Origin of the sequence: Marinobacter salexigens, from assembly GCF_002806945.1 — a bacterium.
Classification (GTDB): domain Bacteria; phylum Pseudomonadota; class Gammaproteobacteria; order Pseudomonadales; family Oleiphilaceae; genus Marinobacter; species Marinobacter salexigens.
In genome coordinates this window covers 119642-143452 of record NZ_NIHC01000006.1, presented here as the reverse complement: position 1 = coordinate 143452, position 23811 = coordinate 119642, and the positions used below count along the sequence as shown (strand labels likewise).

Below are 23811 nucleotides of genomic sequence, written 5' to 3'. Positions count from 1 at the left end.
CCGGGCCTGATGCGTTTTGGAACCGACATTGGTCGCATTGGGGTAGACAGGTGGTGGGCATAGAATTAACCCACATCAGGAGGAGTTTATGGCTCAGCTTTCCGCATTCCAGAGGCGTATTCACGAGGAAATTCCGCTTTCCCGTGCGCTTGGCATAGAGTTGCATTCGTGGGATGGCAGCTCACTGCTTATCAGTGCACCGCTTGCGCCCAATAGCAATCATCAGGGCACCGGTTTTGGTGGCAGCGTTTATTCGGTAGCCGTAACAGCAGCCTGGGGGGTTACGGAGCTTGCCCTGGCTGATCTTGGCTTGAAGGGAAGTGTGGTCGTACAGACCGGCAGTATTGATTATCTTGAGCCGGTAACCTCGGATTTTTACGCCATTTGTCGGCTACCGGGGAATGAAATCCCGGAGCGTTTCAGGAAGAGCCTGGCAAGACACGGCAAGGGCCGCCTGGATTTGACCGCTGAAGTGTTCTGTGGTGCGCCGAACAATTCGCCACAAGGCGATCCGGTAGCGGTGTTTCAGGGCAGGTTTGTCGTTCAGGATGCCCGATCAAGAGTGACATCCCAGCTTTGAGGTTAATCAGGCCATAGAGCGGGTGTTGGAAATGGACCGGCTCATAAGAATGATTGGAATAATACCGGCCAGTACGATGATCAGTGCCGGTAGGGCGCTGTGGTAAAGGCGCTCATCAGAGGCAAACTGGTACACGTAGGTTGCCAGAGTTTCGAAGTTAAACGGCCGGAGTATCAGCGTGGCCGGTAACTCTTTCATGCAGTCCACGAAAACCACCAAAGCCGCAGTTACCAGGGTTCCGCGCAACATGGGGAGGTGAACCTTCACCAATGTTTTGCTCGGACTGTTGCCCAGTGACCGCGATGCCATATCCATGCTCGGGGTAATCTTCTGCAGAGCGCTTTCGACGCTGCCAGCAGACACCGCCAGAAAGCGGACCGTGTAAGCAAACACGATAGCGAAGGCAGAGCCGCTGAGCAGCAGGCCTGTGCTTACACCAAAGTAGTCACGCATCAGGCTGTCCAGCCAGTTATCAAAACCCGCCAGAGGTACAATTACGCCCACTGCCAGCACGGCGCCCGGCATGGCATATCCCAGGCTTGAAAGGCGCATGAGTACCTGCATGCCGCGGGTATTGTGGAGCCTGCGACTGTAGGCAAGGGTAACGCCGATCAAAAGAGTGGTCAGGGCAGCGGTTCCAGAAAGGAACAAGCTGTTAAAGGTGTTACGTATAAAGTCCGGATTCCAGCTCTCGCCAAAGTACTCCCAGGCATAAACGCCAAGCGTGACGCCAGGGATCACAAAACCCAGAACTACCGGAACGGCACAAACAGCAACACAGATCAACTGCCGGGGAAATGACATAGTAAAGCGGCGGATAGGGTCGCGGTTGTCCCGCGCTGCGAACTGTTGCTGGCGCCGCCGGGAATAACGCTCAAGGGTGACCAGAATAACAACGAAAATGAGCATGGTTGTGGCTATCTGGGCGGCACCGCCCAGGTTGCCGAGGTTCATCCAGGTGTCAAACAGGCCTGCCGTGAGCGTTTGTACCGCAAAGAAATCGACGGTGCCAAAATCGTTCAGCGTTTCCATTAATACCAGTGAAAGGCCTACAGCAACGGCCGGGCGGGCAATGGGCAGCACCACTTTAAAAAACGTGCTCAATGCTGAATGGCCAAGGCTGCGGCTGACGGCGAACAAGGAAGGCGACTGTTCCAGGAAGGCGGCGCGGGCAAGAAGGTAAACGTATGGGTAGAGCACCAGACCGATCATCAGGGTGGCGCCTTCAAGGCTACGGATTTCAGGAAACCAGTAGTCAGCTGCGTTGGTCCAGCCAAACACATCCCTCAGGGCACCTTGCACCGGGCCAGCATAATCAAGAAGGCTGGTGTAAACATAAGCAATCACATACGCAGGCACTGCAAACGGCAGTAGCATGGCCCATTCAAAGAACTTGCGCCCCGGGAATTCACACATGGTTACGGCCCAAGCGGTTGAAAGGCCGATGACCAAGGTAATAGCGCCAACCCCGGCCATGAGCTTGATGGTTGTTACAAGGTAGCGGGGTAGTGTGGTTTCCAGCAGATGTGGCCAGATGTTCTCTTCAGGGAAGAAGGCCAGAAAAATAACCGATAAAACCGGCAGTGCAACGATGGCCGTAGTGAGCGCGGCGCTGAATAGCCAGCGACGTGAGGTGCGCTTTGCCAGCAGGGGCTGGGTTAGCCCGGGGTTAACGCTGGTCGCGACCTCGCTCATAGGGTTCCTGTTAACAGAATGGAGTAAATATTGAGGGTGAAGGTTAGCGATTGTAGTCAGCTCAAATGGTCGCTGCAATGACTGCGATCATTTGTCGGGTGAAATTCAAAACAAAGCGAGGGTGGGTTTTCCACCCTCGCCAAAACATTTACTTGCCGTCGTAATCTACGCGGTCAACCAGTTTGACTGCCGCATTGCGCTTATCTGCAATCTCCTGAAGGGACAGGCTGTCTGGCTGGATTTTGCCCCACTCTGCCACCAGGCCAGTCGGTGTTACGTTCGGGTTTGCTGGATATTCGGTATTCGCCTCGGCGTAGATGCCCTGGGCTTCTGGCGATGACAGGAATTCCATTAGCTTGATCGCGTTATCCCGGTTTGGGGTACTCTTGGTCAGGGAAATACCACTGATGTTGATGTGAGTTCCACGGCCATCGGCATTGGGGAAAACCAGCCGAACTGCTTCGGCAATCGGGCGCTGGCTCTCATCCTGCAGCATATTGCCGTAGTAGTAGCTGTTCCCGATGGATATGTCACATACACCCTCGGCGATCGCTTTGATCTGGTCGCGGTCTCCACCCTGGGGTTTGCGGGCAAGGTTATCTTTAACGTCTTTCAGCCAGGCTTCTGCTTCAGCTTCACCATGGTGTGAAATCATGGAGGAAATCAGAGCGATGTTGTACGGGTGTTTTCCGCTGCGGGTACAAATGCGATTTTCCCACTTGTCGTCAGCCAGCTGTTCGTAGGTTGTGATCTCGCCTTCTTCAACACGCTCTTTCGAGGTGAAGATCAAACGGGCCCGGGTAGTGAGGCCAAACCATTTGCCTTCGGGATGACGAAGGTTTTCAGGAACGTTCTTTTCCAGTATGTCGTTATCAAGGCCTTGAACCAGGTCGCGCTCTACCAGCTCGTTAAGGCGTGAGATGTCTACGGTCATCACCACATCGGCTGGGCTGTTGCGGCCTTCGCGCTCCAGGCGCTCAGCCAGACCCTGCTTTGCAAACACAACATTGCTTTTGATGCCGGTTTCTTTTTCAAAGGCGTTCAGGAGAGGCTCAAGAAGATACGCCTGGCGGTACGAGTAGATATTAACTTCACCGTCTGCGGAGGCGGCAAGTGGAAAAGCAGTGAGGGCGATTGCCGCAGTTGCAGCGAGTTTCATGCGCATAAGGATGTCCTTAGTCGGGTCTTTTTGGATTCACACCGGCGCTTGTGATGTGAAGCTGCCTATAAACGCCAACCATTCTCATTTGTATTACGGGTGATGTCAATATTCCTTTTGGCGTATTTCTTGGGGGGCGGTGTTGTTCACGTATTGATTGATACACGGTATGATCCGCACAAACATATAACAACTAACAATCTACAAATTACCGTAGGCCAGTAGTGGAACCTTGCCGATGGATGGAGATGACCGCAGAGTACACTGCCGCACTGAGATGAGCGCCAAAGTGAAAGTAACCCATGAGTTACTGGGGGAGTTTGTTTTTTCAACTCGAGACATATCGGACGGTGGCGTGTTCATTGTGGTGGGTAGCGAGCCGTTTTCTCCTGAAATGGGAGACAAGGTGAAGGTTCAAGTGCAAGGCCTTCCGGTTCCGGCGCCCGTGCTGGATATGGTTGTTGTTCGCAAAACCATTGATGGTTTCGGTTTACGGTTTGGTGAGAGTGTTGTTAAGGGATAACGAGCAGCTCATGACCGCTTTTCGATTTCAACGTTTTAACAGAGCTGTTGCACGCCTGCTGGCTGTAGCCGGGCTATTTGCGGTGCAGTCTGGCTGCGCAACCTATTATTCCCACTACGCCATATTTCCTGCTGAAAACTCTCAGGGTGAGCCGCGTACAGTTCGATTGTCCTGGGATACCGCGGAATACCCCGGCTGGTGGTTTGCTTCCGATCGATCCACACCTTTAACCCTTGAAACCCAATGTAGTGAGCGTGTTTGGCGGCTATACGATGAAAGCCATGCCGATGCAGAAAGCTGCGGCCAGGGTATTCGTGCCTGTGGGCAAGGCACGCTGGACCGACTGGTGCAGAGCAGGCAGGCGGCAAATTCCGGCAACCTGTGCATGTCGGTGAACCCTGCCGATTCGCGAGCGCAAATTGCAGATATATCTGGCCGCTTGGAGTTGTTGGTCGCTTGTGAGCCTGTTTCTCCAGTGCAAGGGGTTGGTAAGGACGCCGTGAATGTCGATTACATTCGTGCCTCAACTGTCCCTTATACCGTATACAGCCGCAAAGCCCCCAGAGGTTCGTTCAACGCTCGCCCGCCCAGGTTTGAGCGTTCAGTATGCGACTCGGACTGATGAAGCCGAGCTAAAAGCTGCTGGTTGCCTGCTGAAGGATGTTGTTACGGATTGTGATGTGCGGTTACGCAACGCTACGAAACTGCAGTGGACTATTCGCTACTCGCATTTGAGAATGTTAAACATCTAAAAATACGTATTTCAGGGGTGTTGTGGTGGGTGGTGTCTGTCAGAAAAAAATAGCGGTTCAGGATCTGGAGGTGGGCATGTTTGTGTCCGACCTGGATCGGCCGTGGCATCAGACGCCGTTCCCCATTCAGGGTTTTCATATCCGATCTGAAGACGATATTCGTGCTTTGGTCTCATACTGCAAGTGGGTTTCTGTAGATGTTGCGGAAACACGGGACTCTGTGGAACTCTCAAAAATTGCCCCGCAGGCTTTTGGCAGCAGGACTAGCCGCAAGAATGAGGGCCGTGAAAAGGTTCAGCTTCCGCCACTCAGCATCCGTGAGCCGGTAAAGTACCGGGCGGTTACCACGTTAAAGCGCGAAATGAAAACTTCGAAAAAACTGCTTTCAGATGCCGGTGTTGCACTTGAGCGCTTATACGCTTCTGCAAACACCCGGGAAGCCCAAGACCTGCGCCCGGTTGCCGCAGTTATCAACAAAATGGTGCACAGTGTCATCCGACAGCCAGATGCTTTGTTGTGGCTCAGTCGCATGCAACAGCACGATAGCCACGTTTATCGGCATGCGCTTAATACCTCGGTTTGGGCGCTGATATGCGGGCGCCAGCTGGGATTGAATGAGGGCTTGCTTAACCACCTTGGCTTGGGGTGTTTGTTGTCCCAGGTGGGTAAAACCCAGTTATCTGAAGACCTTTTAAACAGGGAAGGCCAGCTTGGCGCTGAAGAATACGCGCAATACCAGACCTACGTTGAAAAAGGTATGGCAATACTGGAGGGCACCGGGCTTTCACGCGCAGTTCTGAGTGTTGTGCAGGGCCACCGCGAGCGCCATAACGGCTCGGGCTACCCATGTGGTATCCACGGCGACAGAATCCCGCTGCTGGCCAAAATTGCCGGGCTTGCTGAGTTCTTTGAATCTCTGATAGAGCCGCGGGAAAATCAATCCGAGCCCATGACCCCCGCAAGAGCTGTAACGCTACTCTATGACATGCGCAACATCGAGTTTCAGGATGAGCTTGTGGAGGGGTTTATTCGTGCTATTGGCATTTACCCGACAGGCAGCCTGGTGGAATTGACTGATGGCCAGCGAGGGGTTGTGGTTTCACACGCTCCTGAACGCCGGTTATGGCCAAGGGTGATGGTGATGACGGGGCGCGATCATGCACCTTTGAAGACGGCCAAGGTTGTTGATCTGGCGAAATACAACGAGGGCCGCTCGGCAACTGAAATACTTGCGATTAAAGAGTGCCTTGCTCACGGCACTGAGGGGCTGAACCCCGCCGGTTATGATGTAACCGGCGGAGAATCCCGCTGGAATGTCAGTCGCCTTATCGGTCGATAAAGTTTTTCAGTCAATAACTACCCGCAATGTCTTGCGTACCCACCTGTAAGTGTTCTCTGGCAAGAAGCTCGTTACTATCTCTGATTCGCCGCCGGCTGGGCCGCCAACGAAGTACTCCACACTGGCTGTTTCGGCATTGTACGAGTGCAGCACTATATCCTGTGGTCGAGTTGTAATAGCGTCTATGTCGGCGAGTTCTGCGCTGCCACCGATGCGGTGTATATTGAATTGTTGGATGCGCGTATCGCTTGCCGGGACATTGGCTGTGTGGCGTTCCAGGTAGAACCGCTTGCCAAGTGTTGTCGTGATGCTGTCCAGTTCCCGAGATAAGTACCTTTTTGCATCTTCTGGCTCCACGTCTCCCATCGTGCGAGCGGCATTAAGAATACGGCTTAGTTTGGCCTGCAGATCTTGTTTGTACTCAATTCCCGGCTCGGGGTTTTCCGGGCGATCAATCGCACTCTTTATCTTATCCTCTACCTCGCTTGGGTCTTCGCACAGTTCGCTGCCTTCTGGATAAAAGCAGATGCTGGCAAGTAACTGGTTTGCCGGAGAGGGGGCACTGCCGCTGGCATTAAACTCAGATTGGCTGGCTCTGAAATCAATGGGGCTGGTGAGACTGGGTAGAGCCGCGTTCAGTTGTTGTATCACGCGATCTCGGATCTCAATACCCTCACCGTCTTTCGGGTTACCTGCCCAGTTTAGTGCCATAAGGAACCGGATGAGGTTACTTTGGTGGGTACGATCAATTAGCTGCTGTTCTGTGCCTCTATGGGTACGAAGGCCTTCATCGTCGATCGAGGGCGATGTAAGTTGCGCGCGGATGTCTGGAAAGAACTCCAGCAGTGTTACCCATTTCTGGGCCGGTACATTCTCTGCCAGAAGCAGATCCCCAACTTTCAGGCTCAGGGTTTCGCCGGGATAGTATTGGAACTGGCCTTTGCTATCTGTTTTGCCAGACTGGCTTGCGGTCTGGTAGGTCAGCCCGCTGATCCCGAGAGCATTTATTCTACCGGTAGTTGGGCCATCGTTGTTATTGTCGCTATCGCTGCTCAAGCAGCCGGATAGCAGTGGCCCAATAAGCAGCGCGGCAAAAAATGCACGGGGCAGGGCAAAAAATGGGCGAGTAGGATGAACAGCAGCCATGGTACGTTGTACATTCCCTGATTTATGGGGCCGTGCCAGTTGAGCGGTTATCAACGGCCGACTGTAAGTTGTTGTAACCGCATTATAGGGAGGCAAACCGGGGCATATCGGGATACCTGTCGCAGTTTGCAGATTTCGCGATGGTTGGAATGAGCCCATGCCGGCCTTGAAAAATAAGAGATATGCCTCAATCAATGTTAGTCCCCTGAACAATGCTCATTTTTAATCGGAACCTTCTATGACTCATGCTCTGAAAATTGAGGGGCTTACCAAAACCTACGACAGCGGATTCGAAGCGCTCAAAGGAATCGATCTGCAGGTGGCTCAGGGAGATTTCTTTGCGCTGCTGGGACCAAATGGCGCCGGAAAATCCACCACGCTGGGCATTGTGTGTTCACTGGTGACTAAAAGCGCTGGCAAGGTAAGTGTGTTTGGCTACGATATTGATACCCACCTTTCTGACGCCAAGCTGCACCTAGGGGTAGTGCCTCAGGAGTTCAACTTCAACCAGTTTGAAAAGGTGTTTGATATTGTCACCATTCAAGCTGGGTATTACGGCATACCTTTAAAGAAAGCGGCGGTTTCCGCTGAAAAGTACCTGAAAAAACTCGGGCTCTGGGACAAGCGAAATACACCGGCGCGCATGCTGTCCGGGGGTATGAAACGCCGGCTGATGATTGCCCGTGCCTTGGTTCATGAGCCCAAGCTGCTGATTCTGGATGAGCCTACGGCGGGTGTGGATATTGAATTGAGGCGTTCCATGTGGTCCTTTCTTGAGGAAATGAACCGCCAGGGCACGACCATCATATTGACCACGCACTACCTTGAAGAAGCAGAAGCTTTGTGCCGGAACATTGCCATTATTGATCACGGTCGCATTGTGAGGAACACCAGTAAGCGGGAATTGCTTCAGCAGCTGAGCCTGGAAACCTTTTTACTGGATACCAGGGTGGCCTTGGAAGAAGCGCCAGAGCTGGAAGGCTTCACCTGCCGGTTAGACGACGAGAATGTACTGGAGGTGGATGTGCATAAAGGGCAGGCACTCAATGATGTGTTTATGCAGCTGGAACAGCAAAACATACAAGTAGTCAGTATGCGCACCAAGGCAAACCGATTGGAAGAGTTGTTTATCCGCATGGTGGAACAAAATGCGCCAAGCAGGGCAGAAAAGACGGAGGGCAGGGCATGAATGCTCAGGCTCTTTTTACCGCCTATAGCACAATTGTATTGCGGGAAATCCGCCGCTTTACCCGCATCTGGCCCCAGACTTTGTTGCCGCCTGCGGTCACCATGACACTCTATTTTATTATTTTTGGCAATTTGATCGGCTCCAGAATTGGCGAGATGGGCGGTTTCGACTATATGTCGTTCATCGTGCCCGGGCTCATCATGATGGCCGTTATTACCAACTCCTATGCGAACGTAGTGTCGTCGTTTTTCTCCATGAAGTTTCAGCGCAGTGTTGAAGAGCTGTTGGTATCGCCCGTGCCTAATTGGGTGATATTGGCGGGGTATGTGACCGGAGGCATGGCGCGTGGGCTGGGAATCGGCGTGATTGTCACCCTGTTGTCGTTGGCCTTTACCCAGTTAAAAATCCACAACTTGCCTATGGTAGTTGTGACGGTAATTCTGACATCTGCATTGTTTGCGGTGGGCGGCTTTATTAACGCATTGCTGGCGACCAAGTTTGATGACGTTTCCATTGTTCCCACCTTTGTTCTAACGCCCCTGACTTACCTTGGCGGAGTGTTTTACAGTATCGATATGCTGCCGGATTTCTGGCAGGGCGTTTCCATGGCAAACCCGATTCTGTACATGGTGAACGGCTTCCGGTTTGGCATACTGGGTGTTTCTGATGTGAATCCTTTTGTATCTCTGGGTATGATCCTGGCCTTTATTGTTGTGCTTTCCTTTATTGCGCTTAAGTTACTGGCGCGTGGTAAGGGCATACGGCACTGATACCTGAATCGCATTCCGCAAACCGTTATTTTAGGAAGCTCTATGGCTCTTGATAATGCGCCACTTGGCAAAACCAGTGAGTATCCGGATCGCTACGACCCATCCTTGCTTTTCCCGGTAGCGCGGGAGGAAAATCGCCGCCGCATTGGGCTTGAAGATGGGCGTTGGCCCTGGTTCGGAGAGGACCTTTGGCAAGCCTGGGAAATCTCCTGGCTGCGCCCGGGCGGCATTCCTGAGGTTGCCTGGGCGGAAATCCGGTTTCCTGCTGCGTCTCCATCACTCGTTGAGTCCAAGTCGCTCAAGCTGTATTTGAACTCCTTGAATCAAACGGTGTTCTCCTCCGTGGATCAGGTTGTGGAAACGGTGACGGGGGATTTATCCAGTGCCTGCGGCGCGGCAGTCAGCGTAAAATTTCTAAGTGTCGATGAATCAGATACAGCCACCGGGCGCCCATCGGGGTATGAGCTGATTGATAACGAGCCGGTTGAGAATGTGGTGTATGACTATGCGCCAGAGTCGCTCCTTGCATCCGGGCCTGTGGTTACCGAGAAGCTGTGCTCACACCTGCTGAAGAGTAATTGCCCAGTGACTGGTCAGCCTGATTGGGGGTCGGTGCTGGTGAGCTACACCGGGCCGGCTATCGATCGCGCGGGGTTGCTGCGTTACATCGTGAGTTTCAGGCAAAAGCAGGATTTCCATGAGCACTGTGTAGAAACCTTGTTCACAGATCTGCTAAGCCGGTGCAAGCCTCAGAGCCTGACTGTCTGTGCCCGCTATACTCGCCGGGGTGGTCTTGATATCAACCCCTGGCGCAGCACTGAACCGGAAGAGCAGGTTGGTCCAAGGTTGATTCGCCAGTAATCAGTTCTGAGTGCTGTCTGCTTCGTGCCGCAGGCGATCTGCGGCAGTTTCCAGTGCAATGAGGATGCTCTGCCGTTCTTTGCTAGTGATTTTTTCTGAATCAAGGTACATGGCAAAGCCGCTGTGCTCATGCTCCATAAAGCTGCGGTTTGGGCCCATATCCCTGCGGAAATCCACCACTTCATAAATGGGGACGGGCCGGCCGAAACCCTTCACGGTGATTTCGCCCTTGTCACGGCACATTATGCGGTCTTTGATCAGTGAGAAAGTCTCGTAGGAGACAAGAATTTCGCCCGGCTCCGCCAGAGATTCAAGCCGGCTGGCAAGATTCACTTCCTTGCCGATGATGGTGTAATCCATGCGGTTTTCAGCTCCGAAATTACCTACAGTTGTGTAGCCGGTGCTTATTCCCATGCGAATTTCGAGTGGCGACTTTATGCCTTGGCTGCGCCACTTCTGGCGCAGGATTTTCATGTGATTGCGCATGTCGAGGGCCATAGATACGCAGGCGAAGGCATCTTCTCGCGGGCCACGACTGGTAGGGTCGCCAAAGAAAATCATGATGGAGTCGCCCACGAATTTATCGATAGTGCCGCCATACTTCAGGGCAACTTCAGACATGCCGTTGAAGTAGTGGTTCAGCAGCTCAGTAAGCGCTTCCGGCTCCATTTCTTCCGAAAGTTCGGTAAAGCCTTTTATGTCGGAGAAAAATACGGCGAGCTTTTTACGCTGGGTTTCCAGGCGAACATCTCTTTCTCCGGTAAAAATGGATTGCCACACCTGGGGAGAGAGGTATTTGGATAGCTTGTGGGAGAGGGCGATGGACTGTTCGCGCTGGTTTTGTATTTGGGTTTTTGCCAGCATAAGGGCGCGGGCTTGCTGGTGGGAATAGAATGCGGTTACGCAGATGTAAAAACCTGTGGTTACTATTGCGAACATGCTGGTGATCAAGGGCGACTGGAACGATTCAGCAGGGCCGAGAACAGCCAGAAATGCGAGGGCAGAGGCTGTCATAAACACGCAGCCAATAAGCCACTGACGAATTCCACCAATGATGAGAGCGCTGAACATCATCATAAGTACAGCCATAGCCGATGGAATGGCAACCAGCCCTATGCAGCCGACAAAACCGCCCCCAATTACACAATCGATTGTAAGCATTCTTTGGCGAATGCGTGGGGAGTCTTTCAAAAAAGTGTGCCGGGATATGAGGTGTGCCAGGTGAGGCCAAAGCAAAGCTCCACCAACCAGCCATAAATGCCATGTTTGGAATACGCCCTGCCAGACACCAATAACAATAACGATTGCGGTTGCTGTGTACGCAAGCACGCGCCCGCTATAGTCGGGCATTGGGGGGATAGCTATCGGCCTGTTCTGAGCCTCAGAAGTGGCGGATTTAACCAGGCTATTGCTGGCATTGCGAAGATCTGCCGGAGCACTCATCATGTACGCTGATCACTCATGGTGCAGGAACCGTGTAAATTCATTTGTAGTTTGTAAGACATGTTCGGGAATAGTGCTTGGTAGTACGACTAAAGGTTAGCAGTATTACGTATAACCCACAATTCACTGGCCCGGTTTGAAGGCCGATTGGCCATGATTCAGTTATCGGAAAATTATTGATATGAGTTCAGTCACTGACTTTTTGCTCAACAGAGCGTCTGAGCCACGGTTGGAAGCACCAGCTCCCGATGCCGCAACACTTGACCGGGCCTTTGCGTGTGCGTCCCGGGCTCCGGATCATGCATTGTTACGCCCCTGGCGTTATCTGGTGATTGAAGGTGCTGGCCTTGATGCCTTGGGTGAAGTGCTTGCTGCCGGGTACTCTGATTTGAGAGGCAAAACCGACGAAAAGAAGCTGGACATAATACGTAACAAGGCGCATCGCTCCCCCATGATTATTGTTGGAATTGCGTCTCCCAAACCACACCCTAAAGTTCCGGAAGTTGAACAGATACTCTCAGCGGGAGCAGGCATGAGCTATCTTGGGCTTGCCCTGCAGGATGCAGGCTTTGGTGTTATGTGGCGTACTGGTGAGCTGGTCTATAACCCTGTTGTTCTCAAAGGGCTTGGTTTGGAAGAGGGAGAGTCAATCATCGGCTTCCTTTATACCGGTACTGTATCGACCAACAAGCCGGCCGTTCCCAGGCCTGAATTGTCCGAGTTTGTCACCCGCTGGCCGGCCTGACGACCGAGGCTGTTTCCCTCTTTGCTTTGACGGGGGAAACAGCTTGCCGCTTTCATCAGAGGTTGCCGCTCCTTTCCCAGTATACCTGCCCTGTATTCCCCCTTAATCTGTCTGAAATGCCCGAATTCATTGGGCTTCCGAAATCTGGCATCAGCATTGCTTTAGTTCTGCCATAGAACGAAACCGGCAAGGCACCAACTCGCTGGTGACAGCATTTCGGAGGTTGTATGGCGATCACTTTTGATAAAGCTCTTGGCATTCACCAGCATGCGCTGGAAGCCAGAGTTCAGCGTGCTGAGATTCTGGCGAACAATCTTGCCAACGCCGACACGCCGGGCTTCAAGGCCCGTGATATGGACTTTCAGGCCATGATGCAGAAAGCCCAGGACAGCATGAGCGGTATCAGCATGGAGAAAACCCACGCGGGCCATATGGATACCTCTGTAGCTGGCGGTGATTCAGATTTGCTGTACCGGGTGCCTAACCAGCCCTCTGTAGATGGCAACACGGTGGATGCCCAGGCAGAGCAGACACGGTTCATGCGCAACGCGATGGATTACCAGGCGAGTTTCCAGTTTTTGAACAGTAAATTTACCGGCCTGACCAAAGCCCTGAAAGGCGAGTAATCCGCGGTTCCACGATTTGTGAAGGAGAATCACCATGTCACTGGGCAACATATTCGATATCGCCGGTTCCGGCATGACGGCGCAGTCGTTAAGGCTGAATACCACCGCTTCAAACATTGCTAACGCAGAGACGGCAAGTTCCAGTACTGACACAACCTATCGTGCTCGCAAGCCGGTGTTCTCGGCTATCCAGCAATCCATGATGAATCCGGGCCAACAGGATTTTGGGGTTCAGGCAGGAGAGGTGGCTGGAGCAGGCGTTCGTGTGGAGGGCATCGTGGAAAGTGATGCTGAGCTGCAAATGCGGTACGAGCCACATCACCCGGCCGCCAATGAAGATGGCTATGTGTATTACCCCAACGTGAACGTGGTGGAAGAGATGGCAGACATGATGTCTTCCTCAAGAAGTTTTCAGATGAACGTGGACATTATGAACACGGCGAAATCCATGATGCAGCGCATCCTGACACTTGGTCAGCAGTAACGGGGCGGGGATTGAATCATGAGTGCAGTTAATGCGACAGAAGCCTCAGACGTACTGGCGAATTACAGAAGCCAGCCACAAAGCGGCGCTCAGGGCAAAGGCGAACTCGGTAAAAACGAGTTTATGGAGCTGATGCTGGCGCAGCTGAAGAACCAGAACCCGTTAGAGCCCCAGGACAACGGAGAGTTTATTTCCCAGCTGGCGCAGTTCAGCTCGCTGGAAGAAATGCAGAAGTTGTCGGGCACTGTGGAAGACGTGGTGGGGCAGTTCCGCTCTACACAGGCGCTACAAGCCTCGGCGATGGTGGGCAAAACGGTGCTTGCACCTTCCGAAGTGGGAATTCTGGGTGCGGAGGGGGAAATCTCCGGAAACATCCAGGTGCCGGCTTCAACGGGGGGTTTGCGCTTGTCTGTCCATAGCCCGAACGGCGAACTTGTTCGGCAGATTGATCTTGGCAGCAGCTCTGCCGGAGTTAAGGAATTTAGCTGGGATGGCAAGGATGGGAACGGCAATAGCTTGCCGCCAGGCCCGTACCAGATCGTGGCTGAAGGATCCTATCCCCAGGGCAGTGTGCAGCTTCCGACCCTTGTTAGCGCCAATGTAGACAGTGTGTCACTTGGGCAAAATGGGTCCGTTACTTTGAATCTGGCAGGCATGGGTTCCATTGCGTTGTCAGATGTTCAGCAAATCAATTAATACCGGTGTCAGACCAGGGGTGAATTATGGCTTTTAATACGGGGCTCAGTGGCCTGCGGGCTGCAGCGGTAGATCTGGACGTTACCGGCAACAATATTGCCAACGCCAGTACCGTAGGATTCAAGGGCAGTAAGGTTCAGTTTGGCGATCTTTATGCCAGCGGCTTCCTGAGCGGCGGCTCCAATCCTATTGGTGATGGTGTAAGCGTTCAGGATGTGAAGCAGTCTTTCGGGCAAGGTAATATCAGCTTTACCGACAGCGGCCTGGATATGGCCATCAGTGGTGATGGCTTTTTTATCCTGAGCAGTGGCGGCGAAACCCGTTACTCACGGGCAGGGCAGTTTACGATTGATAAAGACGGCTTCGTGGTAAATAACCAGTCTATGCGGGTGCAGGGTTATACGGCCGATGATGACGGCAATCTTTCCGGGATACGGGGCAATTTAGAGATTGAAACCGACAACCTGGCGCCGCGTCGCACCACCAATCTTCGTTCGGACCTGAACCTGGATTCGCGTCAGCCGGTGCTGGAGTCCCGAGTGCGAGATGTTGGCCCCTTATCACTTGGAAACATTGCCGGTGAACAGTTTGATGTGACCTATTCCGATGGAACGCCAGCCTATTCTGTTGATTTGACGGGCGTTACCACCGCGCGCATGGCAGCAGACAGGCTCACTAGCGTTCCGGGGTTGAGTGCCTCAGCCGCTACAACGGCGCCTCTGCCTCTCACAGACGCCGATGTTGCCGCAGCGGGTTTCACGTTTGATCTCAGTGTGAATGGGGCGCCTCTGCAACTGGATACAAGCACTGTCAGTTCGCTTGCCGATCTCAGTGCAGCGATCAATCGCTCAAGTGATACTGCCATTTCGGCTTCCGTTGCTGACGATGGGTCTGGTAACGATGTGCTAACCATCAGCCACAACCAAGGCGAAAATTTGGATGTCACCTTTACCGGCGGCAGTGTTTCCGCCACCGGTGATATCAACGTGACAGGCGAACGAACCATTGCAGGGCTGACATCAACAGGGGGTAGTACCAATTTTGTTGATGCCTATGCCCAATCACCGATTCGCATAACCAATGAGTTCAACCCACAGGATCAGCGCACTTATAACCACGCTACGTCTACATCCATCTTTGATAGCTTGGGTAATTCCCACGAACTCACGCAGTTCTTTGTGAAAGAGCCTTCACCTGGGAATGGTATTGGTGTAAGTGAGTGGTCTGTTTATCTGCAAATTGATGGCGAGATGGTTGCGGGAACAGATAGCACGCCTTTTACTGCCAGATTCGATCAGGATGGTGTTTTGCAGTCTATTGACGGCGATCCTTCTGGTGAAATTGTGGTATCGGATTGGGTTCCGAAGGATCAAAATGGCCAGCCCAATGGAGCTGATGGCCCACCGCCGCTGGGCACCACTGTGGTTACTCCTATCCCGGAGCCACCAACCACGTCTGCGTTTGTGCTTAGCCTGGGTGAAACCACTCAGTATGGTGCGGCCTTTGGTGTTGATGATCAGCGCCAGAATGGCTATACCACCGGCCGGCTCTCGGGGCTTGATGTGTCCAAGCAGGGTGTGTTGTTTGCCCGTTACACAAACGGTCAATCCAAGGCGCTGGGGCAGGTAGCCCTTGCGGCTTTCAATAACACCAACGGTCTATCGCCGGTGGGTGACACCAGCTGGGTTGAAACCTTTGAATCCGGTCAGCCAATTATTGGTCAGCCGGATACCGGAACTCTTGGTGGCATTAAGGCCAGCTCCGTAGAAGAATCTAACGTGGATCTTTCCGCCGAACTGGTGAACCTGATCATTGCCCAGCGTAACTATCAGGCGAACGCAAAAACCATTGAAACCTCCGATGCGGTCACCCAGACCATCATCAATCTCCGCTAAATCGGCTTTGATGTGAACATGGCATGACTCCTGCAAGAATGACTGTAAGAACATCGAAAACAGTCAAAATTCCGGCAGGAGTTTTCCCATGGACAAAGCACTTTATCTCGGTATGTCTGGCGCGAAGCAGAATATGCTCTCCCAGCGTGCCCATGCCAATAACCTGGCCAACGTAAGCACCACAGGCTTCAAGAAAGATTTTGCCCAGGCCCGGAGCATGCCCGTGTTCGGGGAGCATTATCCTACCCGTGCCTACGCCATGTCTGAACGCCCCGGTACCGATCTCTCTGCAGGCGCTCTGATGCAAACCGGTCGCAAGATGGACGTTGCCATGGAGGGGGATGGCTGGCTTGCCATTCAGAACAACCTGGGTGAGGAAGTTTTTACCCGCTCCGGCAGTTTGCAGATTGATGTGAACGGGCTGGTGCGCCTGAGTTCCGGCGAAATGGTGTTGGGCAACGGCGGGCCGGTAGCCTTACCTCCTTTCGATAATGTGCAGATTGGTGCCGATGGCACTGTTTCCATTGTGCCAGTGGGTGGCCCACCGGACCAGCTGGTGGAAGTGGACCGGCTAAAACTGGTCAACCCTCCGCGGGATGCTCTGGAAAAGGGCTTGGACGGCTTTATCCGGCGCAAAGAAGGGCAGGAAGTTGATGGCGGCGAGCCGGTTGATGGGGCGATGCGAGTGGCCTCAGGCTTTCTTGAAAGCTCTAACGTTAATGCTGTGGAAGAGATGATTTCCAACCTTCAGTTGTCCCGGCAGTACGAGATGCAAGTGAAGGTAATGCGCACGGCAAACGAGAATTCCGAGGCGGCGGCACGGCTGTTGCAGAACCTCTGATAACTGTTGAATACAACGTGAAAACAACGCCAGCCTGGTTCAAAGCGGCAAATGTTAGCCGCAAACCAGTTACCGGCAAGGAGTAAAACTATGCATCCGGCTCTATGGGTTAGTAAAACAGGGCTAAGCGCCCAGGACACAAACATGTCCACCATTTCCAATAACCTGGCCAACGTGAACACCACTGGCTTCAAGCGGGACAGGGCGGTGTTTCAGGACTTGCTCTACCAGATCAACCGGCAGCCGGGCGGCATGAACACGCAGAATTCGGAACTGCCTTCCGGGTTGCAACTGGGTACGGGTGTGCGAGTAGCAGGCACAGCCAAGCAGTTTAGCCAGGGCAATTTACAGATTACCGAGCAGCCGCTGGATCTGGCCATTAGTGGCCGGGGCTTTTTGCAAATTGCATTGCCGGATGGCCAGACGGCTTACACACGAGATGGCCAATTCCAGTTGAACGCAGATGGGGATGTGGTCACTCCGGAAGGCTACGCGCTTGAACCTAATATCAACGTGCCTGAGAACGCCACGAAAGTAACCATCGGTAAAGATGGCACGGTTTCGGCGATCACTGACGATCAGGCCGCACCAGTGAACCTGGGCCAGATCACTCTGGTGAATTTTGTAAATCCCCAGGGGCTGCAGGCAATTGGCAACAACCTCTTCAAAGAAACCAACGCCAGTGGCGACCCCGCTGAAGGTGAGCCAGGGCTGGCCGGACTGGGGACACTGGAGCAGGGCGTAATTGAATCATCGAATGTGGAAGTGGTTGAAGAGTTGGTAAACATGATCACCACCCAGCGTGCATACGAGATGAACTCGAAAGTGGTTTCTACTACGGACCAGATGCTCCAGTTCATTACCAACAACATTGGCTAATGACCTGAAAGATATACATTTTCGAAGCCCGGTCCATACACTGGAGGGCGCGAAGCAAGAGGTGAGGAGTGTGCTCATGCAACCGACTACATCAACCTGGATAATCCGGCCGGCAGGAACCTTCTTGCTGGTATGGCTGCTGATCCTGTTGCAGGGATGTACGGCCATGAGCCGGCCTCGGGCCGAGCCAAATGATCCTGCGTATGCGCCTGTGCGCGCTCAGGCCATGATGCAGCGTGATCCCGAATCTGGCGCTATCTATCAGAGCTCCCGCAACTACAACTTTTATGGTGACACTGTCGCCTTGAACGTGGGAGATGTGCTGACCGTTACGCTCAAAGAATCCACGCGGGCCAGTAAGAATGCTGAAACCAGCATCAATAAGGACAGCGACATCTCCCTGCCGGAGCCCAATATACTCGGCAAAAACAATTTTGGTATTGCAACATCCATCAAGAACGAAAGGGATTTTGAAGGAAAGGCAGAAGCAGACCAAAGCAACAGCCTGGCAGGCAGTATTACGGTAACGGTAATTGAAGTGTTGCCGAACGGCGTTCTCAGGGTCCGTGGTGAGAAATGGCTGTCTCTGACCAATGGCGATGAGTACATACGCCTGACCGGGTTGGTGCGGCCTCAGGATATTGATCCAGGCAACGTGGTGGCATCCAGCCGTATTGCCGATGCCCGTATTGCCTACGGCGGCACCGGTGATTTTGATCAGGCAAACCAGATGGGCTGGCTGGCCCGGTTCTTCAGCAGTGAGTGGTGGCCGTTATGAAGATACGCCGAGGCGTAGTTCTAGCACTGATGCTCGCTGTCATGGCAGGCCCTGTAATGGCTGACCGCTTGAAGGATCTGGCTCGTATCAAAGGTGTTCGTAACAACCAGCTTGTGGGTTATGGCCTGGTGGTAGGTCTGGATGGTACGGGTGATAAAGCACCTTTCACCAACCAGACCTTCCGCAACATGATGAACCAGTTCGGCATCACTCTGCCGGATGGGGTAAACCCGAATCTGGCCAACGTGGCTGCAGTTACGGTAAGCGCCACCTTGCCGCCCTTTGCCAAAGCGGGCCAGGAAATGGACATAACTGTTTCCTCCATTGGTAATGCCGACAGCTTGCGCGGTGGAACCTTGTTGATGGCACCCCTGAAAGGAGCGGATGGCAATGTGTATGCCATGGCGCAGGGTAGTCTGGTGGTGGGTGGTTTTGGGGCCCAGGGGCAAGATGGCTCGCGCATCACCGTGAACGTGCCCAGTGTTGGTCGTATTCCAAATGGGGCCACCATTGAACGTGAGATTGCCTCACCTTTCACACGTGGCGACACGATTACCTTTAACCTGATGCGCCCGGATTTCACTACAGCACGCCGCGTGGTTGAAGTGGTGAATGAGTTTCTTGGCCCCGATATGGCCTATGCCCACGATGCGACTGCAATTTCTGTAAGAGCACCACGCGATCCATCACAGCGGGTGAGTTTTCTGTCGATTCTGGAAAACCTCGAAGTGGAGCCTGCTGAAGATGCTGCAAAGGTCGTCATAAACAGCCGCACGGGCACCATTGTTGTTGGGCAGAATGTAAAGGTTAGCCCTGCAGCCGTTACCCACGGCAACCTGACGGTGACCATTCAGGAGAACCCGCAGGTCCAGCAGCCCAATCCATTTGCGGGCGGTACCACCGCGATTGAACAGGATACCCAGATTGCCATTACCGAAGACCCGGCCCGCATGTTCAAGTTTGGGCCGGCGGTTACGCTCAATGACATTGTGCAGGCTGTAAACCAGGTGGGTGCGGCCCCGGGCGATGTTATGGCAGTACTGGAAGCTCTCAAACAGGCGGGCGCCTTGCGCGCCGAGCTTATTGTTATCTAGGTGATGTGATGCAGGACTACCAGCTTCAACAGGCCAGGGTATACACAGATTTCAGCGGGCTGAACGCACTGAAACACAGCGCCCGTGATGACAAGCAGGCTGCTCTGGAAGAGGTGGCACGCCAGTTCGAAAGTATCTTTTTGTCTGAAATGCTGAAATCCATGCGCAAAGCAGGGGATGTGTTTGCTGAGGGTAACTATCTCAATAGCAGTCAATCTGAAATGTATCGGGACATGTTCGATAGCCAGCTGAGTCTAACCATGGCTGGCGGGCAGGGCACCGGGCTGGCGGATGCCCTTGTGCGCCAATTGGGCAAAAATATTCCTGGAACAGACAAGCAGGGTAACCCCTTGGCCTCTCACAAGGCGACACTAGCGGACTATGAGCGCAGCCTGCCAGTTATTTCACCCCGCTTGCCAGAGAGGGTTGACGAAGTAGCTGAGGTGGCACAGCAAACAATTGCAGAACCTTCTGCCAATACTGCCAGCTTGCCAGAGCAGTTTGAATCGCCCGAGCACTTTGTAAGCACTTTGCTCCCAGTTGCTCAAACCATTGCAGCAGATACTGGTATCAGCCCCGAATTGATGGTTGCACAAGCGGCGCTGGAAACGGGCTGGGGCAAACACATGATTCGTGGTGATGGAAACCAGCACAGCTTTAATCTGTTCGGGATCAAGGCGGACAACCGCTGGCAAGGCGACGCAGTTACCATAACCACCACGGAATTCCGTGAAGGTGTGCCCATGAAAGAGCGGGCAGACTTTCGCGCCTATCCGGATTACGAATCCAGCTTCCGTGACTATGTGGCGTTCCTGGAATCCAACCCCAGGTACCGTGATGTACTCGCAAGCGCTGACCAGCCCGATGTATTTGCAAGAAAACTGCAGGAAGCCGGCTATGCCACTGACCCGCAGTACGGTGACAAAATCAACCGGATTATGAACCGTGATTCTCTGATGACACTTTCGATGGGCAATGGAGCCGGGGAGTAACTTATGGCGGGACTGATTGGCATTGGCCTGACCGGAATCCTTGGTCACCAAAGTGCTCTGAATACTACGGGCAACAACATCACCAACGCGAACACGCCTGGTTATAGCCGGCAGGAAGTGGTGTTTGAGACCCAACAGGGTAACCGAACGGGAGCAGGGACTGTCGGCCAGGGCGTCAGTGTTGTGGATATTCGCAGGCTGGCGAATGAGTTTCTTGTGCAACAGGTACGTGAAGACAGCACCCTGGCAGGCGAACAGCAAGCACTCAATTCAGAACTGAGCCGGCTCGATAATCTGTTGGGCGGTGAGACCACAGGGTTGAACAACGCCCTGAATAACTTCTTTGCCAGCCTGCAGAACGCTGCAGAAGACCCGGCCTCCCTTCCTCAGCGCCAACTGGTGCTGAGCGAGGCGCAACAGGTAGTCAACCGGTTTCAGGCGCTGAACCAGGAGTTTATTCAGCAGCGCGAATCGGTGAAGACGCAGATGCAACAGGGCGCAAAGGATGCGAATACCCTGCTGAGTAGTATCGCGGATCTTAACCTTGCGATTTCACAGTCCCCAGGGCTGGCACAAGGCAAAATGCCGAACGAGCTATTGGATCAGCGCGACGAAAAGCTCCGTCAGCTTTCTGAACTGGTGAATATACGGGTATCAGAAACGGAGGGTAGCCAGGTAAACGTTTCGCTATCCAACGGGCTCTCGCTTGTGGTTGGCAACAATGCCGCCCAGCTAGGTACCAGAAACAACGCGGAAGACCTTACCCGCCTGGAATTTACACTCACCAGTGGTGGTCGCACAGTCAGTATCGACGAGCAAATCAACGGGGGAAAGCTCGGTGGTTTGAGGCGGTTTGATGATGAGGCTTTGAAGCCCGCTTTTGACGAACTGGGGCGCATTGCTATAGGACTTGCGGCCAGTGTGAACCACCAGCACGAAATCGGAATGGATTTGGAAGGTGACCTTGGTGGGTTGTTTTTCAACGATGTGAATGATCTGGCCGTCCAGAGAAGTCGGGTAGTGGCCAATGCCAACAACCAGTTACCAAAAGATGGTCAGCTGGCGGTAGAGATAACCGATAGCACCAAACTTCCGGCAGGAAGTTGGACACTGCAGTTTAGTGGCGATGGCAGTAGCTTTGAGCTAATCGACAAAGCCACTGGGGAGGTCGTCAACCAGGGGCGCCTGCCAAACCCGGTGCAGTCTGAGATCTCCATGCCCGGATTTAATATTCGTATTGAGGGCGGCACTTTCAATGCGGGCGACAAGTACCTGATTCAGCCCAGTCGAAATGCTGCACAGAACATAGGCCTGCAGGTAAACCGGGAGGAAGATCTGGCATTTGCCAGCCCGATAAGGGCCACTACCGGTGAGCAGAACGTAGGCACCGGCAAGATTGACCAGGGCACCATGCTGGACGTGCGCAGCCCATTTACGGGTTCGTTGTTGCCGGGTTTTCAAACGGCGGGAGAGCTGGCCAATGGGCCTTTGACCATTACTTTTGGCCCGGATCCCAATGACCCTAATGGCTTGGCTTACACAGTAACAGGTCCCGGAAATACAGTCGTTGGAACGCCGGACCAACCATACGTGCCAGGAAACATTAATAAGGTATTCAGTGACGACCCTGCTGCAGGAGCGGATTATCAGGGCTTTCAGTTCAAGCTGACAGGGCAGCCAGCGGTAGGTGATACCTTCGAGATTAACTACAACAGCAACGGCGTGTCAGACAACCGCAACGCTGAGCTACTGGCTGCATTGGGCACCGCTAATACACTGAACGGCAAAAGCCAGAGCTTCACTGAAGGCTACGCCGGTTTGGTTGAAGATATTGGTGTAAAAACACGCCAGAGCCAGTTTGATCTTTCTGCTGGCAAAACCCTGCTGGAACAATCCACGGCCCAACGGGAGTCGGTTTCAGGGGTGAACCTGGATGAGGAAGCCGGCAGGCTTATTCAGTACCAGGCTGCCTACAATGCCTCGGCACAGGTGATATCGGTAGCCCAGGATCTATTCAATACGCTGTTGCAGACATTCCGGTAACAGACGAGGTGGTGTGACATGATCAGAATTTCATCACAACAAGTGTTTTCCAGTGGGATTAATCGGTTGCAGGAGCTGAACACTAGCCTGAACAACACCAGCCAACAGATCTCTACTGGGCAGAGGGTGAATAAGCCCTCGGATGATCCCGTGGCAGCGGCCCGTATTCTGAAGCTGGACCAGGAGCTGTCCAGGGTTAAAACCTATGAGCGCAACGTAAGCCTTGCAGATAACCGGCTTAAACAGGAAGAAAATGCGTTGACCAGCGCGGTGGACATTATTCAGAGCATCCGCGAGTTAACGGTGCAAGCGGGTAACGGCGCATTGTCTCCCAATGATCGCCAGTCGATCTCCTCGGAAATGAAAGAGCGGTTGGGTCAGCTTGCCAATATCGGGAATACCCGGGATGCTTCAGGTGAGTACATTTTCAGCGGGTTCCAGGGCTCCGTGCAGGCCTTCCAGGTGAATGAGCAAGGCAAGTACGAATATAATGGCGATGAAGGCCAGCGCGTTCTGGAGATTGATGACGGCGTAACCGTGCCGATCAGTGATAATGGCAAGGGCATTTTTGTGAATGTGCCGGCGGCGGTGACAGGACAGTTTGATGGAACAACCCCTGCTGCTGAGTCCATTTCAGGCGTTAAGCTGGTTAATGAGGCTGACCTGGCTGCTGCTTTTCCGAACGGCTTCCCCAATGACATAACACTTGAGGTAGACAACAGTTTGCCTACCCCCCAGGTGTTGGCCTTCGATAATAATAGCACTCCACCGCAGCCATTAACTGTAACACCAGCGGATTACGAAGATGGGGGTGTGTTTGTTGTTGCCGGGATTGAGGCAAGCATATCGGGCGTGAGCGCAAGTACGACTGATACATTTACGTTGAAGGTGGGAGAGAAACAGTCCGTCTTTGGAACCATCGAAAACCTGATCACCGGTTTGGATTCAATCGACAAAGGCACTCCGGAAGGCCAGGCTCAGTATGATGATTTGATCGCCCAGTCCCTGATAAATCTTGATAATGCCCAAGAGAGCATGATCCTCAAGCAAACAGAGCTGGGTGGGCGCATGAACGCAGTGGAGTCCACCAAAAGCTTTTTGGCGGATTCTTCGTTGTATACCAATGAAATCCGCTCACAGCTGCAGGATGTGGATTATGCAGAAGCAATCAGCAATCTGAGTTTCCAGAGCTTTGTATTACAGGCTGCGCAGCAGTCATTTGCCCGGGTATCCCAGTTATCTTTGTTCGATCGTCTATAAATATTCGGGCCAGCGGGAAAA

23 protein-coding genes are annotated in these 23811 nt (G+C 53.2%); 19 read left to right on the top strand and 4 right to left on the bottom strand.

Annotation, left to right across the window (positions count from 1 at the left end):
- The first annotated feature begins 88 nt into the window (after window positions 1–88).
- Window positions 89–580: a thioesterase domain-containing protein gene (locus CDH47_RS12915; protein WP_100640313.1), complete on the top strand. Its 492-nt coding sequence runs from the start codon at window positions 89–91 to the stop codon at window positions 578–580.
- A 6-nt stretch (window positions 581–586) separates the two neighbouring features.
- Here CDH47_RS12915 and CDH47_RS12910 read toward each other — a convergent pair whose 3' ends face one another.
- Complete coding sequence (locus CDH47_RS12910) at window positions 587–2275, bottom strand: ABC transporter permease (protein WP_100640312.1); 1689 nt, start codon at window positions 2273–2275, stop codon at window positions 587–589.
- A gap of 148 nt (window positions 2276–2423) precedes the next feature.
- Window positions 2424–3440 carry a Fe(3+) ABC transporter substrate-binding protein gene (locus tag CDH47_RS12905; protein ID WP_100640311.1) on the bottom strand — a complete coding sequence of 339 codons (1017 nt, stop codon included), beginning with the start codon at window positions 3438–3440 and terminating at the stop codon, window positions 2424–2426.
- A gap of 232 nt (window positions 3441–3672) precedes the next feature.
- On the opposite strand from CDH47_RS12905, the gene CDH47_RS12900 reads away from it, so the two are divergent.
- The 3 genes from CDH47_RS12900 (at window position 3673) to CDH47_RS12890 (ending at window position 6048) form a co-directional block, all read left to right on the top strand.
- Window positions 3673–3957: a PilZ domain-containing protein gene (locus tag CDH47_RS12900; protein ID WP_100640310.1), complete on the top strand. Its 285-nt coding sequence runs from the start codon at window positions 3673–3675 to the stop codon at window positions 3955–3957.
- 10 nt (window positions 3958–3967) lie between these two features.
- Entirely contained in the window at window positions 3968–4579 is a 612-nt protein-coding gene (locus tag CDH47_RS12895) for a hypothetical protein (protein ID WP_100640309.1), read from the top strand.
- A 152-nt stretch (window positions 4580–4731) separates the two neighbouring features.
- Window positions 4732–6048 carry a cyclic di-GMP phosphodiesterase gene (locus CDH47_RS12890; RefSeq protein ID WP_275667853.1) on the top strand — a complete coding sequence of 439 codons (1317 nt, stop codon included), beginning with the start codon at window positions 4732–4734 and terminating at the stop codon, window positions 6046–6048.
- Between the two features lie 6 nt (window positions 6049–6054).
- Here the strand turns inward: CDH47_RS12890 and CDH47_RS12885 are convergent, their stop codons facing one another.
- Complete coding sequence (locus CDH47_RS12885) at window positions 6055–7194, bottom strand: organic solvent ABC transporter permease (protein WP_100640308.1); 1140 nt, start codon at window positions 7192–7194, stop codon at window positions 6055–6057.
- Between the two features lie 238 nt (window positions 7195–7432).
- Here CDH47_RS12885 and CDH47_RS12880 point away from each other — a divergent pair, with 238 nt between their 5' ends.
- From CDH47_RS12880 to queF, 3 genes are read left to right on the top strand one after another with little or no spacing between them, the layout of a single operon-like run.
- On the top strand, window positions 7433–8383 hold the full coding sequence (locus CDH47_RS12880; protein WP_100640307.1) for an ABC transporter ATP-binding protein: 951 nt from the start codon (window positions 7433–7435) through the stop codon (window positions 8381–8383).
- Window positions 8380–9153 carry an ABC transporter permease gene (locus tag CDH47_RS12875; RefSeq protein WP_100640306.1) on the top strand — a complete coding sequence of 258 codons (774 nt, stop codon included), beginning with the start codon at window positions 8380–8382 and terminating at the stop codon, window positions 9151–9153. Before CDH47_RS12880 ends, CDH47_RS12875 begins: the two co-directional genes overlap by 4 nt.
- 42 nt (window positions 9154–9195) lie before the next feature.
- Window positions 9196–10014, top strand: a complete 819-nt coding sequence (gene queF, locus CDH47_RS12870) for an NADPH-dependent 7-cyano-7-deazaguanine reductase QueF (protein WP_100640305.1) — start codon at window positions 9196–9198, stop codon at window positions 10012–10014.
- On the opposite strand, the gene CDH47_RS12865 is transcribed toward queF, so the two are convergent.
- Entirely contained in the window at window positions 10015–11460 is a 1446-nt protein-coding gene (locus CDH47_RS12865) for an adenylate/guanylate cyclase domain-containing protein (RefSeq protein ID WP_100640304.1), read from the bottom strand.
- 178 nt (window positions 11461–11638) lie between these two features.
- Here CDH47_RS12865 and CDH47_RS12860 point away from each other — a divergent pair, with 178 nt between their 5' ends.
- The 12 genes from CDH47_RS12860 to flgL all read left to right on the top strand — a co-directional run bounded on the left by CDH47_RS12860 (window position 11639) and on the right by flgL (window position 23790).
- Window positions 11639–12202 (top strand): nitroreductase family protein, encoded by a 564-nt coding sequence (locus CDH47_RS12860; RefSeq protein WP_100640303.1) that lies wholly within the window; start codon window positions 11639–11641, stop codon window positions 12200–12202.
- A 227-nt stretch (window positions 12203–12429) separates the two neighbouring features.
- A complete protein-coding gene (gene flgB, locus CDH47_RS12855) occupies window positions 12430–12828 on the top strand; it encodes a flagellar basal body rod protein FlgB (RefSeq protein WP_100640302.1) in 399 nt (132 codons plus the stop codon).
- 34 nt (window positions 12829–12862) lie between these two features.
- Window positions 12863–13312: a flagellar basal body rod protein FlgC gene (gene flgC / locus CDH47_RS12850; protein ID WP_100640301.1), complete on the top strand. Its 450-nt coding sequence runs from the start codon at window positions 12863–12865 to the stop codon at window positions 13310–13312.
- 18 nt (window positions 13313–13330) lie between these two features.
- Window positions 13331–14008, top strand: coding sequence for a flagellar hook assembly protein FlgD (locus CDH47_RS12845; RefSeq protein WP_100640300.1), 678 nt, complete (start codon window positions 13331–13333; stop codon window positions 14006–14008).
- Window positions 14009–14034: 26 nt separating this feature from the next.
- Entirely contained in the window at window positions 14035–15903 is a 1869-nt protein-coding gene (locus tag CDH47_RS12840) for a flagellar hook-basal body complex protein (RefSeq protein ID WP_100640299.1), read from the top strand.
- 88 nt (window positions 15904–15991) lie between these two features.
- Window positions 15992–16744, top strand: a complete 753-nt coding sequence (locus CDH47_RS12835) for a flagellar basal body rod protein FlgF (protein WP_100640298.1) — start codon at window positions 15992–15994, stop codon at window positions 16742–16744.
- A 90-nt stretch (window positions 16745–16834) separates the two neighbouring features.
- On the top strand, window positions 16835–17623 hold the full coding sequence (gene flgG, locus CDH47_RS12830; protein ID WP_100640297.1) for a flagellar basal-body rod protein FlgG: 789 nt from the start codon (window positions 16835–16837) through the stop codon (window positions 17621–17623).
- Between the two features lie 76 nt (window positions 17624–17699).
- Window positions 17700–18401, top strand: coding sequence for a flagellar basal body L-ring protein FlgH (gene flgH, locus CDH47_RS12825; RefSeq protein ID WP_100640296.1), 702 nt, complete (start codon window positions 17700–17702; stop codon window positions 18399–18401).
- On the top strand, window positions 18398–19495 hold the full coding sequence (locus CDH47_RS12820; RefSeq protein WP_100640295.1) for a flagellar basal body P-ring protein FlgI: 1098 nt from the start codon (window positions 18398–18400) through the stop codon (window positions 19493–19495). Before flgH ends, CDH47_RS12820 begins: the two co-directional genes overlap by 4 nt.
- Window positions 19496–19503: 8 nt before the next feature.
- Window positions 19504–20487, top strand: coding sequence for a flagellar assembly peptidoglycan hydrolase FlgJ (gene flgJ, locus CDH47_RS12815; RefSeq protein WP_100640294.1), 984 nt, complete (start codon window positions 19504–19506; stop codon window positions 20485–20487).
- Between the two features lie 3 nt (window positions 20488–20490).
- Window positions 20491–22530, top strand: coding sequence for a flagellar hook-associated protein FlgK (gene flgK / locus CDH47_RS12810; RefSeq protein WP_100640293.1), 2040 nt, complete (start codon window positions 20491–20493; stop codon window positions 22528–22530).
- Window positions 22531–22548: 18 nt separating this feature from the next.
- Window positions 22549–23790, top strand: coding sequence for a flagellar hook-associated protein FlgL (gene flgL / locus CDH47_RS12805; protein ID WP_100640292.1), 1242 nt, complete (start codon window positions 22549–22551; stop codon window positions 23788–23790).
- Window positions 23791–23811: the final 21 nt, after the last annotated feature.

Bases quoted from the DNA above. Each gene is read 5' to 3' on its own strand.
- CDH47_RS12865 (WP_100640304.1), bottom strand. From the start codon at position 11,460: ATGATGAGTGCTCCGGCAGATCTTCGCAATGCCAGCAATAGCCTGGTT.
- CDH47_RS12875 (WP_100640306.1), top strand. From the start codon at position 8,380: ATGAATGCTCAGGCTCTTTTTACCGCCTATAGCACAATTGTATTGCGG.
- CDH47_RS12915 (WP_100640313.1), top strand. From the start codon at position 89: ATGGCTCAGCTTTCCGCATTCCAGAGGCGTATTCACGAGGAAATTCCG.
- CDH47_RS12820 (WP_100640295.1), top strand. From the start codon at position 18,398: ATGAAGATACGCCGAGGCGTAGTTCTAGCACTGATGCTCGCTGTCATG.
- flgL (WP_100640292.1), top strand. From the start codon at position 22,549: ATGATCAGAATTTCATCACAACAAGTGTTTTCCAGTGGGATTAATCGG.
- CDH47_RS12895 (WP_100640309.1), top strand. From the start codon at position 3,968: ATGACCGCTTTTCGATTTCAACGTTTTAACAGAGCTGTTGCACGCCTG.
- CDH47_RS12835 (WP_100640298.1), top strand. From the start codon at position 15,992: ATGGACAAAGCACTTTATCTCGGTATGTCTGGCGCGAAGCAGAATATG.
- flgB (WP_100640302.1), top strand. From the start codon at position 12,430: ATGGCGATCACTTTTGATAAAGCTCTTGGCATTCACCAGCATGCGCTG.
- CDH47_RS12905 (WP_100640311.1), bottom strand. From the start codon at position 3,440: ATGCGCATGAAACTCGCTGCAACTGCGGCAATCGCCCTCACTGCTTTT.
- CDH47_RS12880 (WP_100640307.1), top strand. From the start codon at position 7,433: ATGACTCATGCTCTGAAAATTGAGGGGCTTACCAAAACCTACGACAGC.
- flgK (WP_100640293.1), top strand. From the start codon at position 20,491: ATGGCGGGACTGATTGGCATTGGCCTGACCGGAATCCTTGGTCACCAA.
- CDH47_RS12860 (WP_100640303.1), top strand. From the start codon at position 11,639: ATGAGTTCAGTCACTGACTTTTTGCTCAACAGAGCGTCTGAGCCACGG.
- CDH47_RS12910 (WP_100640312.1), bottom strand. From the start codon at position 2,275: ATGAGCGAGGTCGCGACCAGCGTTAACCCCGGGCTAACCCAGCCCCTG.
- CDH47_RS12900 (WP_100640310.1), top strand. From the start codon at position 3,673: ATGGATGGAGATGACCGCAGAGTACACTGCCGCACTGAGATGAGCGCC.
- CDH47_RS12885 (WP_100640308.1), bottom strand. From the start codon at position 7,194: ATGGCTGCTGTTCATCCTACTCGCCCATTTTTTGCCCTGCCCCGTGCA.
- queF (WP_100640305.1), top strand. From the start codon at position 9,196: ATGGCTCTTGATAATGCGCCACTTGGCAAAACCAGTGAGTATCCGGAT.
- CDH47_RS12845 (WP_100640300.1), top strand. From the start codon at position 13,331: ATGAGTGCAGTTAATGCGACAGAAGCCTCAGACGTACTGGCGAATTAC.
- flgC (WP_100640301.1), top strand. From the start codon at position 12,863: ATGTCACTGGGCAACATATTCGATATCGCCGGTTCCGGCATGACGGCG.
- flgH (WP_100640296.1), top strand. From the start codon at position 17,700: ATGCAACCGACTACATCAACCTGGATAATCCGGCCGGCAGGAACCTTC.
- flgG (WP_100640297.1), top strand. From the start codon at position 16,835: ATGCATCCGGCTCTATGGGTTAGTAAAACAGGGCTAAGCGCCCAGGAC.
- CDH47_RS12840 (WP_100640299.1), top strand. From the start codon at position 14,035: ATGGCTTTTAATACGGGGCTCAGTGGCCTGCGGGCTGCAGCGGTAGAT.
- flgJ (WP_100640294.1), top strand. From the start codon at position 19,504: ATGCAGGACTACCAGCTTCAACAGGCCAGGGTATACACAGATTTCAGC.